The 11,031-nt window shown below is 74.6% G+C and carries 7 protein-coding genes and 1 pseudogene; 3 read left to right on the top strand and 5 right to left on the bottom strand.

Features of this window, described 5'->3' with window-relative positions:
* The first annotated feature begins 1,747 nt into the window (after positions 1-1,747).
* Positions 1,748-2,215 carry a hypothetical protein gene (locus ACFVFR_RS31665; protein ID WP_383708055.1) on the top strand — a complete coding sequence of 156 codons (468 nt, stop codon included), beginning with the start codon at positions 1,748-1,750 and terminating at the stop codon, positions 2,213-2,215.
* A gap of 356 nt (positions 2,216-2,571) precedes the next feature.
* Here the strand turns inward: ACFVFR_RS31665 and ACFVFR_RS31660 are convergent, their stop codons facing one another.
* Entirely contained in the window at positions 2,572-3,945 is a 1,374-nt protein-coding gene (locus ACFVFR_RS31660; RefSeq protein ID WP_383708053.1) for a DUF445 domain-containing protein, read from the bottom strand.
* A gap of 459 nt (positions 3,946-4,404) precedes the next feature.
* Here ACFVFR_RS31660 and ACFVFR_RS31655 point away from each other — a divergent pair, with 459 nt between their 5' ends.
* Positions 4,405-5,724, top strand: a complete 1,320-nt coding sequence (locus ACFVFR_RS31655; protein WP_383708051.1) for an SGNH/GDSL hydrolase family protein — start codon at positions 4,405-4,407, stop codon at positions 5,722-5,724.
* Between the two features lie 267 nt (positions 5,725-5,991).
* Here ACFVFR_RS31655 and ACFVFR_RS31650 read toward each other — a convergent pair whose 3' ends face one another.
* The 4 genes from ACFVFR_RS31650 to ACFVFR_RS31635 all read right to left on the bottom strand — a co-directional run bounded on the left by ACFVFR_RS31650 (position 5,992) and on the right by ACFVFR_RS31635 (position 9,713).
* A complete protein-coding gene (locus tag ACFVFR_RS31650) occupies positions 5,992-6,930 on the bottom strand; it encodes a DUF1707 domain-containing protein (RefSeq protein ID WP_383708049.1) in 939 nt (312 codons plus the stop codon).
* A gap of 60 nt (positions 6,931-6,990) precedes the next feature.
* Positions 6,991-7,965 carry an ATP-binding cassette domain-containing protein gene (locus tag ACFVFR_RS31645; protein ID WP_383708047.1) on the bottom strand — a complete coding sequence of 325 codons (975 nt, stop codon included), beginning with the start codon at positions 7,963-7,965 and terminating at the stop codon, positions 6,991-6,993.
* A 64-nt stretch (positions 7,966-8,029) separates the two neighbouring features.
* Positions 8,030-8,794: an ABC transporter permease gene (locus ACFVFR_RS31640; protein WP_383708057.1), complete on the bottom strand. Its 765-nt coding sequence runs from the start codon at positions 8,792-8,794 to the stop codon at positions 8,030-8,032.
* Between the two features lie 118 nt (positions 8,795-8,912).
* On the bottom strand, positions 8,913-9,713 hold the full coding sequence (locus ACFVFR_RS31635) for an ABC transporter permease (protein WP_383708045.1): 801 nt from the start codon (positions 9,711-9,713) through the stop codon (positions 8,913-8,915).
* A gap of 277 nt (positions 9,714-9,990) precedes the next feature.
* Here ACFVFR_RS31635 and ACFVFR_RS31630 point away from each other — a divergent pair.
* Positions 9,991-11,031, top strand: a pseudogene (locus ACFVFR_RS31630) (hypothetical protein); the annotation flags it as partial.

Genomic DNA, 11,031 nt, shown 5'->3' with positions numbered 1-11,031 from the left:
CCCGGGACGGGCCGGTTCAAGCGCTCGGACCCAGGCGGCCGAGGCCAAACGACCAGACCCAGAGGCGGTCGAGCCCATCGGTCGAGCCCGGCAACGCGCCCGGGGGCGGGCCCAGGCGGTCAAGCCCGTCCACCGAGCCCTGGAACGGACGAGCCCCGGGGCGGAAGGGCTCAGACAGTCGAGCCCATCGGCCGAGCCTTGGAGCGAACGAGCCCCAGGGCGTACGGCCCAAGTGGTCGAGGCCAGACGGATGGGCCCGAGGCGGGCGGGCTCAGGGGTCGAGCCCGGGACGGGCCGGTTCAAGCGCTCGGACCCAGGCGGCCGAGGCCAAACGACCAGACCCAGAGGCGGTCGAGCCCATCGGTCGAGCCCGGCAACGTGCCCGGGGGCGGGCCCAGGCGGTCAAGCCCGTCCACCGAGCCCTGGAGCGAACGAGCCCCAGGGCGTACGGCCCAAGTGGTCGAGGCCGACGGATGGGCCCGGAGACGGCGGGCTCAGGGGTCGAGCCCGGGACGGCCGGTTCGAGCGCTCGGCCCCAGACGGCCGAGGCCAAACAACCCGACCCAGAGGCGGTCGAGCCCATCGACCGAGCCCAGCGATGCGCCCGGGGGGGCGGACCCAGGCCGTCGTGGGCGGGGTATGGGCGAGGCGGCTGACACGCTCGGAGTGGGTGCCGACGCCTGCGTGGTTCCCGGCCGGGAGGCCCGCCAGGGCGGCGGCGTGGGCCGGGTCGCCGATGTCCTGGCAGCGCGCGGCCAGCCGAGCGCACGGGTCGTGCGCGCCGTCGGACTGCCCCGTGACGCGGCCCGCGACCGACAGGCCGCGCTCGCGTCACCGACCGGGGCGGCCACCACGAGGAAGGCGCGCGGATCGCGCCGCGACCGCGGCACCGTGACCGTGGCCGTGCGCGGGCGCGGGCGCGGGCAGAGCTGGATCGTGCGCCCGACGGCGGCCTCACACCCCACCCGGTCAGGACCGCGCCGGCAGCGGCCCTGCGGCGACCGTCGGTTCGTCAGACCGTCAGAAGCTCATCCCAGAGGCGCGCGAGGGACACCAGGACCCGCGCGGCCCCCGCACGCGCGCCGGCGTCCGTGCCAGGGCCGGTGCCGGCGTCAGGGCCGGTGCCCGCATCGACGTTCACGCCATCGTTCGTGTCGGCCTTCACGCGGGTGTGCGCGCCGCCGCCCGAGGCGGCGCCCATGTCGGCGGCCGGGTCAGCGCTCGTGTCGGTCCTCCCGGTGGTCGAGGAAGGCCCCGAGGCGTGCGGCCACGCGTCGCCGTACGGGGTCGCGCCGGCAGGCCCGCGAGCGTACGGGTCGCACCGGCAGGCCCGTGACCGCCTGCCCCCACCACCCGCGCCTCGCCCACCAGGCCGCCGCCCACGCCCGACGCGGCGCCCCCTGGGGGCCTACGGGTCCGACAACGCGCCGACCGACCCGCTTTCCGCGCGACCGACGACAGCCCGGCGCGGGCCGGTCGACCGGGTCGGCGTGCGGCGTGGCTCCGTTTGCCCCCGTAAGGAAAAGAGGAATCCCTCCCCCCGTTTCGCACGCCGTTATACCCACCCGCATATGACGTCATAACGCATCTGGCCTTGGACGCGACGGCCGGGAAAGCCATAACGTCATGAACGTTCCCATCGGGAGACCAAGCGAGGAGAATTCACATGGGCACCAGCCATTCGGAATCCGCTGCCGCACACCCGAGGGCGCGGCGGAATGTTCTCGGAGGTGGCGGCAAGCGGTCCGTGCTCAAGCGGAGCGTCGCCCTGTCGATAGCCGCCGCCGCTATCGGATTCTGCACCCTGGGCACCGCGGACGCGCACACCCCGGAAAAGAAGCAGGCCGAAATCGTCGACCTCCATTTCAACAACGAGCAGTACGCCGACAACGACCTCGCCCCCACGGGCCCCAGTCTGGGCGATATGAACTCCTATTCCGGCACCCTCGTCGAAAAGGGCAAGAACGTCGGACGCGGGGGCGGCACATGTCAGGCCGTCCACGTCGACGGCGAAAAGGTCACGATGCAGTGCCTGGTCACCCTGGAACTCGACCGAGGCTCACTGACCATGCAGTCGCTCGCGGACAAGGGAGCCAACTCGGTCGAGATGGCCATCACCGGCGGCACAGGCGTCTACGACAACGCCCGGGGCACCGTGCGCTACTGGGACATCGGCACGTCCTACGAGACCCTGCGCGCCACCATCCTGCGCTGACCCGCGCGAGACCCGGAACCGGACGCGTCCGGGCCCCCGGCGCCAGCAGCTCTTCCCCACCCTCGGGACCGGCCCGGCTGCTGGCACGGGGTCGCCTCGCGCCGAACGACCGTGGGCGGTGACGTGACGACCGGTCGTCACGACCGGCCGTGATGCCCCACGTCGCCTCCCCAGGCCCGGGGCCGCCGGCGTGAGGCCCACGGCCCTCGGCGCGGGGCGGCTGCACCCCACCGGGAGCCGGCGCCCCCGGCCCCCGCCGGAGGCCCCCACCGACCGGTGGCCCCATGCTCCGCCGCCAGGCGGCCTCGCACCCCACCGGCAGGCAGCCCCGCGCCCCGCCCAGCAGGCGTCACGGCTCAGCCGGTCAGCGTGTGCGTCACCGTGTAGATCAGCAGGCCCGCCAGGGCCCCCACCACCGTGCCGTTGATGCGGATGAACTGGAGGTCGCGACCGATGTGGGCCTCGATCTTGCGGGAGGTGTGCTCCGCGTCCCAGCCCGCGACGGTCTCGCTGATCAGTGAGGTGATCTCGCCCCGGTAAGTCGTGACGACGTACACCGCCGCGTCCTCAAGCCAGCCGTCCACCTTGCGCTGGAGACGGGCGTCGCTGGCCAGGCGGGTGCCCAGGGAGAGGATCGCCGCGCGGGCGCGCAGTCGCAGCTCGCTGCGCTCGTCCTCGGCCGCTGCGACGATCATCGCGCGGACCGAGCCCCACGCGGAGGCGATCAGGTCCTGCACCTCGCTGCGCCCCAGCACCTCGCTCTTGAGCCGCTCCACCCGGGCCCGGGTGTCCGTGTCGGACTGCAGGTCGCTCGCGAAGTCGGCCAGGAACCGGTCCACCGCACCGCGCGCGGGATGGTCGGGCATGTCGCGCATCTCGGTCACGAAGCGCAGCAGCTCCCGGTAGACCCGATCGCCGACCTTGCGGTCCACGAAGCGCGGCGTCCAGCCCGGGGCCCCGCCGGTCACCGCTTCCATCACGGAGTCGCTGTGCTCCACCAACCAGTCGTGCGCCCGCACACAGACCAGGTCCACGACCCTGCGGTGCCCGCCGTCGGTGACGATCTTCTCCAGCATGGTGCCCAGGCCCGGCGCGATCTCCTGCGCGTCGGCCCGGCGCGTTATCGCCTCGCCCACCACCGCCTGCACGTCCGCGTCGCGCAGCACGGTCAGCGCGCCGCGCACGGCGGTGGCCAGCTCGTCGGTGACCCGGTCCACGTGCGCCGGCTCGGCCAGCCAGGCCCCGAGGCGGCTGCCGATGCCGACGGCCCGCAGCCGCTCGCGTACGACGTCGCCGGCGAGGAAGTTCTCCCCGACGAACTCGCCCAGGCTGTGTCCGAGCTGGTCCTTCTTGGTCGGGATGATCGCCGTGTGCGGGATCGGCAGACCCAGCGGGTGGCGGAAGAGCGCCGTGACCGCGAACCAGTCCGCGAGCGCGCCCACCATGCCCGCCTCGGCCGCCGCGGCCACGTACCCGCTCCAGCCGCCGAGCCCGGCCGACTGCGCCCACTTGGCCAGCCCGTACACCAGCGCCACCGCCAGCAGCAGCCCCGTGGCCAGCGCCTTCATACGGCGCACGGCGCGCTGCTTCTCCTGGTCGGCGGCGCTGAACGCGAGCGGCCCGGTGAAGCCGCCACCGGGAGTGGCCCGCCTGGGGCCACCCGGGGGCTTTGCTCCGCCGCCGGTGTCCGCGCCCGCGCTGCCGTCGGTGTCCCCGTACGTCCGTTCCATCCACTCCACCAAGATCGAGCCGTGTCCCCCGGCCATTGTCCGTCCCGCGTCTCGCCCGCTCCGCTCTCCTCCCCCGTCCCGTCGCGCATCTCCCGTCCTGCTCTCGACAACGAACGAGCGGTGCCCGTCGGTACCCGCTCCCGACCCTGAGCGGGCCCGGAGTCGCCCCGGGGGCGAGCCTCAGGGGCGGGCTCAGGGTCGCATTCGGCGCGCGGCGCCGGGCGCCCCGACCCGCCGCGACCGCCCGGCGCACCCCGCGCGTCCGGCCCGTGGCCGCCGCGCCGGGCGCGGGGAGGGCGCACGCCAGCGGGTCGTGGTGCGCGCGGCCCGACGGGCGGCCTGGTGCCTCATCGTGGGATCATGGGGGGCCGATCGGGCTCGCGACGGCGCTGGCTGGTCGCCCCGCATCCGTCGATCCGCGGAGTCGCCGATTCCGCCCGCACCAGGAGATTTGCGCACATGACCGTGAGCCCCCCGCCCAGGCGTACGGCCTACGCCGTGCTCGCTGCGCTGGCGGCCGTGGTGATCCTCGTCTCCACCGCGATATTCGTCGGCGTCGGCGGGAGCGGTGGCGACACGGAGCCGGCCACCGGCCACGGGAACGAGGCCGCGCCGGCCTCGGCCGGGACCTGGGCCGGCACCTGGGCCACCTCGCCCACCGCCGCCGAGCCCCAGCGCCCCAACGGCTTCCCCCGCGTGTCGATACGCAACGTGGTGCGCGCCAGCGTGGGCGGCGAGCGGGTGCGCATCCAGCTCTCCAACCTCTACGGCGCCCGGCCCCTGACCATCAGCCACGCCTCCGTCGCGCTGGCCGTCGCGCCCAGCGACCCCACGGCCGCCGCCGGCACCATGCGGCGACTCAGCTTCGGCAACCAGCACTCGGTGACCATCCCGGCCGGGCGGCACGTCGTCAGCGACCCGGCCCGGCTCAGCGTCCCCAGCGCCAGCGACCTGCTGGTCACGACGTACTCGCCGAGCCCGTCAGGCGCCGTCACCTACCACCCGCACGCCCGGCAGATCTCGTACGCGGCGCGCGGCGACCACACCGAGGACCTCGCGGGGCTCGCGTACACCGAGCAGAGCCCGTACTGGCGCTACCTGACCGGCGTGGACGTGTGGACGAACAAGGCGCGCGGCTCCGTCGTCGTCCTCGGCGACTCGATCACCGACGGCATCACCTCCACCATGGGCGCCAACCGCCGCTGGCCCGACTTCCTGGCCGAGCGGCTGCGCACCGAGCGCGGCGCGCCCCGGCTGGGCGTCCTCAACCAGGGCATCAGCGGCAACCGCGTGCTCACCGACGGTTTCCACAGCCCGCCGCACAACCCGAGCGGTCTCTCCCGCTTCGACCGGGACGTACTGGCCCAGACCGGTGTGCGGGTGGTGGTCATCGAGTTGGGTGTCAACGACATCCTGCGCAACCCGCACGAGACCGACCCGGACCGCATCGTCGGCGGTCTGCGGCAGATGGTCGAGCAGGCGCACACCCGGGGCCTGCGCGTCGTCGGCGCCACGCTGATGCCCTTCTACGGCCACCGTGGTTTCACCCCGCAGCTCGACGGGGTGCGGCAGGCGGTCAACGAGCGCATCCGCTCCGGCGAGGTCTTCGACGAGGTCGTGGACTTCGACGCGGCCCTGCGCGACCCGGCCAACCCGCTGCGGCTGCTCCCGCGTTACGACTCGGGCGACCACCTGCACCCCAGCGACGAGGGCTACCGGGCGATGGCCCGGACGCTGGACCTACGACACCTGCGAGGCGTCGCGGCGGCGGCACTCTGAGGAGGCCGCCCGGCCGAACCCCGGCCGGCGGCCCGACTTCGCCCCGTGCACCCCGTGCGTCGACGGGATCCCGTACGTCGACGCACCGACCGGCCCGCTTCGGCGACGGAGTCCCCCGCCCCGAGGGGCCCACCCGCGCGGCGCCGCGACGGCCCTGCCTCGGGCCCGCCCCGCCTCCGGGTCCACCCGACCCAGCCCTGGTCCGGCCCGCCCGGCCCGACCGGCACGACCGCCCAGCGCCCGGCGTGGCCCGCCCGCCCCCCGTGGCTAGCCCGCGTCCGGACCCGGCTCCCGCCGCCCGTCCGCGCGGCGCGTGGGCGGCTCCGTCGCCGAGCGGGGTTCCGGCTGGGGCTCGGGCCGTCCGTCGCCGAACGCGGGGCTGGTCGCGTCGAGCCACCGCGCCGCGTCGTCGGTCCGCCCGGCGTCGAGTTCCCCCGCCGCCCGCCGGTCGGCCAGCGCGCGCTCGTCGGCCAGTGCGCGCTCCCGCTCCGCGTGGTCGAGGTCGCGGTGCGCGTCGCGCTCCTTCCGCAACCGCTTGAGCTCGGCCTTCTCGCGGCGGCGGTCCTCCTTCTCGCGCTGGATGTCGGCCTTGCGCCGCTTGCGCTCGACGTCCACGGCACCCCAGATCGCGAGGCCGGTGACGGTCACCCGTGGCGCGTCCGCGACGCCGTCGCCGGTCGCCGCCTGGTCGAAGCCGCCCATGATGCCCATGCCGTTGACGTTGACCTCGACGTCCGGTGGCACGATCACCGAGATCCCGCCCATCAGCGCGAAGCAGCGCACGACCACGTCACGCTCCTCGAACCGCGCGTCCCGCAGGTCGATCTCGCCGCCGCCCATCACCACCACGGAGGTGAACGCGCGCGGCATGACCCAGCGACCGGCCCGCTGGAAGCCACCCATGAGGGCCAGACCCCAACGCGAGGTCGCCCGGCCGCCGATCCGCTCCGACCAGGCCGCGTCCGTACCGGCCGGCTCGCGCCCCGGCGCCGGTGCCGATGCCGGCGGCGCCATGGACGCCGGCACCGGCAGGTCGCGGACCAGCGGTTCCAGGTCGGCATGCGTCCGCGCGGTGTACGCGGCCTCCAACCGCTCGTCGAACTCCTCCATCGTCAGCCGCCCCACGGCGACCGCCTCGCGCAGCGCCTCGGCGACGCGTTCACGCTCGGTGTCGGAGGCCCGCATCGGAGGGAGTTCAGCACTCATACGAACAGCCTACGCGGGCACGCGCGTGCGAGGCGCGACCCCGACGCGGTGATCCGGCGGCTAGTCGGCACGCCCGGCGTACATCGTGGCGATCACGGCCTCGATGTCGGGCTCCCGCACCGACAGGTCCACCAGCGGGTACGCGGCGGCGACCGCGGCCACGATGGGCGCCGCGCTGGCCGTGGCCGGGAACGCCAGCCACTGCCGGGGGCCCTCGACCCGCACCGTCCGCGCCCCCGGCACCCCCGCGATGGGCGGAAGCTCCCGCTCCAGGTCCACCACCAGGGTGCGCTCGCTCTCGCCGACGGCGTGCAACCCCTCCAGCCCGCCGTCGTACATGACCCGCCCGTGGTCGATCACCATCACCCGACGACAGAGCTGTTCGATGTCGGTCAGGTCGTGCGTGGTCAGCAGCACGGTCGTGCCCCGCTCCGCGTTCACCTCGCGCAGGAACTCCCGCACCTTGGCCTTGCTGATCACGTCGAGGCCGATGGTGGGCTCGTCCAGGTAGAGCACGTCCGGATCGTGCAGCAGTGCCGCCGCGATGTCCCCGCGCATCCGCTGGCCTAGCGAGAGCTGACGGACCGGCACCTCCAGAAGCGCGCCGAGATCCAGGAGTTCCACACACCGCTCCAGGTTCTCGCGGAAGCGGGCTTCCGGAATCCGGTACATCCGTCGTACCAGGGCGTACGAGTCCCGTAGGGGCAGGTCCCACCACAGGGTGGTGCGCTGCCCGAAGACCACACCCATCCGACGGGCCAACCGGGTACGGTCCCGGGACGGGTCGATGCCCGCGACCCGCAACCGCCCCCCGCTGGGCACCAGGATGCCGGTGAGCATCTTGATGGTGGTGGACTTGCCCGCGCCGTTGGGCCCGATGTAGCCCACCATCTCGCCGCGCGGCACCCGGAAGCTGATCCCGTCCACGGCCCGCACCTCGCGCCGCTCCCGGCGCACCCAACCCGCCCGGCGTCGCACGGTGAAGACCTTCTCCACCGCTTCGACGTCGATGAACGCGGCGTCGTCCGCCGTCATCGCCTCATGCCCCTCTCCTGGTCACCTGGTCGCCCCGCACTCGCCCCGGCACGCCGCGCCGCGCTCAACTCCCCGTACTGCGGTAGGACCGCAGCCCCGCGCCCCACGCCAGCCCCGCCAACGCGCAGCAGCCCACCGCCACCAGCGGCGCCGTGAACCCCACCCAGCCCGGCAGCCCGATCGGCTGCGGCCGGTCCAGGACGTACAGCGCGGGCAGCCAGTTGACGAACGCGAGCGGGATGACGAAGGTGACCGCCCGCACCAGGTCCGTGGTGAAGATCGTCGGCGGGTACTGGAGCAGCGTCGTCCCGCCGTACGTGAACGAACTCTGCACCTCGGCCGCGTCGCTGGCCCAGAACTGGAAGGCCGCCCCCGCCACGAACAGGGCCGCGAAGATGGCCGCGCCACTCAGCAGCATCAGCGGCAGCAGCAGCACCCGGCCCCAGGTCCAGTCCACGTCCAGGTGCGCGAGCGACCAGCCGAGCAGCGCGGCGCCCTGCAGGACGCGCCCGATCCGGCGCAGCGCGAACCGGTCCGCCGCCACCTGCGCGAGCACCGGCACCGGGCGTACGAGCAGGGTGTCCATCGTGCCGTCGCGCACCCGCCGCCCGATGCGTTCCGTGCTGCCGAACAGCAGGTCGGTCAGGCCGAAGGCGGTACTGCTGGTGCCGTAGAGGAAGGTCACCTCGGCCAGACCGAACCCGCCGAGGGCGTCCACGTGCGTGAACATCAGCCCGATGATCGCGAAGTCGAGCACGGTCACGGCGAGGTTGCCCAACGTCATGATGACGAACGAGGTGCGGTACGCCATCGTCGAGCGCACCCACATCCCCACGATCAGGACGTACGCCCGCACCCCCTGGTAGCCGCGCCACTCCCGGTGGCCGCGCGGCTCCCGGTCGACCCACGGCCGCTGACCGGCCACGGGCCGCTGCCGTGCCTGTGGTTCAGCCACCCTGGACGACCACCTTCCGCGTCGCGGCGGCCTGGAGCGCGCGTCCGGCGGCCAACAGCGCCACGGCCCAACCGAGCTGGAAGGCGAAGGCCGTCAGCAGGCCGGTGCCCTGGTGCTCGCCGAGCAGGACGTCCGCCGGGATCTGCAGGATCGCCGCCCAGGGCAGCGCGGTGGCCAGGTCGCCGAGCGCGCCGGGGAAGACGTTGAGCGGCAGGACCATCCCGGAGAAGAACAGTGAGAGAACAACACCGATCGTGTTGACGCCGGAACCGTCGAGCAGCCAGAACGCGGTCAGCGCCAGCAGGTAGCGCACGGCGAAACTGACCAGGATCCCCAGCGCCACCGCGACCAGGAAGTACAGCCACGTCAGCGGCGAGGCGGGCAGCGCCAGATCGAAGACGAGCGCCCCGACGAACATCGGCACCAGACCACGGCCCAGCAGGTGGAAGGCGGCCCGGCCCACGTCGTTGGCCAGCCACCACGCCTGGAGGTCCACCGGCCGGTAGAGGTCGACGGCCACGTCCCCCGACCGGATGCGCTCCTGCAACTCCTCGTGGAAACCGCCCCCTATCAGGGCCGACGCGGCCAACAGCGCCTGTCCGAGCCAGACGAAGGTCATGGCCTGCGCCTCGTCGTAGCCCCCCAGGTGCGGCCGTTGGTCCCACAGCGCGAGATACGTGTACGCGACGATGAACCCGAAGACGGTGTTGGTGAACACCCCTGCGGCGGTGGCCGCCCAGTAGGTCGCGTAGCGTCGGAAACCGCTCGCGGCGACGGCCAGGTACAGCCGCACCCTTCATCCCTCCCCCGGCACTCGGCACCAAAGTCCACGAGCCTAGAGCGACAGCCGGGCGGCGAGCCAGGCATTATTCACCCTGTGGGGTGAGTTGCCCAGGCCAGTTGGCCGATCACAGAGCTGTCACAGGTGCGCGCCGCCTCCGCCGCGCGGAACGCATGATGCGACAGTGACCAGTGGGGCGTACGACGCTATTCGCCCGACATGACAGGATTTATGCCGTGGGAGAACCAATGGCAGAACCGTGGGCGGCGGCCGAGGAGTCCCTACACACATGACCGACGAGCCTCAGCAGCACAGCGCCGAAGGCGACGGCGACGACACCGTCGCCCGCAACGACCCCGGCGCCCCGGGCAGCGGTAGCGGCACGCGTTCCGCCGGTGACCGCATCGCCGATCGGCCCCGATCAGGAGGTGCCGGCGCTCCCCCACAGGGCACCGACCTCCCCCGCACCGACCAGGACACCGGCCGCCGGCGACCCGGCCCCTCCCAGGCCCGGCCCGGCAGCGCCTCCCCACAGGGCGCCCCCGCCACGACCCCGGCCCGCCCGGCCCCCTCCCCGCGCGGCTCCACGCGCGCGGCCGGCGACACCGGGCCCACCCCACCCGGCAACCGGCCCACCACCCTGGGCCGGGGTCTGGGCGCGACCGGCAGCGCCACCGACCCGGGCCCCGGCGCCGAGCGCGCCGACCGTTCGCCCCGCCGCGGGCCCGAGCGCGCCGCCCCGGGCCGGCCCGAGCGGCCACCGAGCCCACGCGGCGACACGGACGACCCGCGTGGCAGGCGCCCCGCGCCGTCGCCCGCCCCGCGCGCGGGCGAGGACGTGCCCGGGGCCCGGACCAGCAGCGAGAGCGCCGTCCCCCGCCCCGCGTCGGGCGAGGACACCGGCCGACTCCCCGGCCCGCGCCGCGACAGCGCCCCGCGCACGCCGGCGGCCGGCACCCCGCGTACGCCGACCGCCGGGAGGCCGACCGTCGGCCCGCAGGGCAACGCCACCCCGGCCGACGACGCCCGGCGCCCGAACCCGCGCGCCACCCGTGGAGCCGCCGCCACGGCGGCCGGCACAGCGACCACCGGCACCGCGCCGGCCACCGGCACCGCCGCGACCAGCGGCGGCGGCACCCCGACCAGCGGCACCCCGGCCCGTCCGAAGGCCACGGGCCCCGCGGGCGGCACCCCCGCCTCCCGCCGCGAGCGCCCCACCCGGCCCGGCGACGACCAGACCGCCGTCCTGCGCCCCACCCCGGCCGGGCCGGACACGCGGCGCGGCCAGGGCGCACGCGGCGCGGCGGCGGCCAGCGGCACGGCTCTAGGC

It is taken from the genome of Streptomyces sp. NPDC057702 (assembly GCF_042799315.1).
Lineage (GTDB): Bacteria > Actinomycetota > Actinomycetes > Streptomycetales > Streptomycetaceae > Streptomyces.
Note: the sequence above shows the minus strand (reverse complement) of the source record. Positions and strands in the feature narration are given on the sequence as shown.

What these genes read in the sequence shown, in the direction of transcription:
- ACFVFR_RS31650 (WP_383708049.1), bottom strand. Translation starts at nt 6,930, where the DNA reads ATGAGTGCTGAACTCCCTCCGATGCGGGCCTCCGACACCGAGCGTGAA.
- ACFVFR_RS31640 (WP_383708057.1), bottom strand. Translation starts at nt 8,794, where the DNA reads ATGTGGGTGCGCTCGACGATGGCGTACCGCACCTCGTTCGTCATCATG.
- ACFVFR_RS31645 (WP_383708047.1), bottom strand. Translation starts at nt 7,965, where the DNA reads ATGACGGCGGACGACGCCGCGTTCATCGACGTCGAAGCGGTGGAGAAG.
- ACFVFR_RS31660 (WP_383708053.1), bottom strand. Translation starts at nt 3,945, where the DNA reads ATGGAACGGACGTACGGGGACACCGACGGCAGCGCGGGCGCGGACACC.
- ACFVFR_RS31655 (WP_383708051.1), top strand. Translation starts at nt 4,405, where the DNA reads ATGACCGTGAGCCCCCCGCCCAGGCGTACGGCCTACGCCGTGCTCGCT.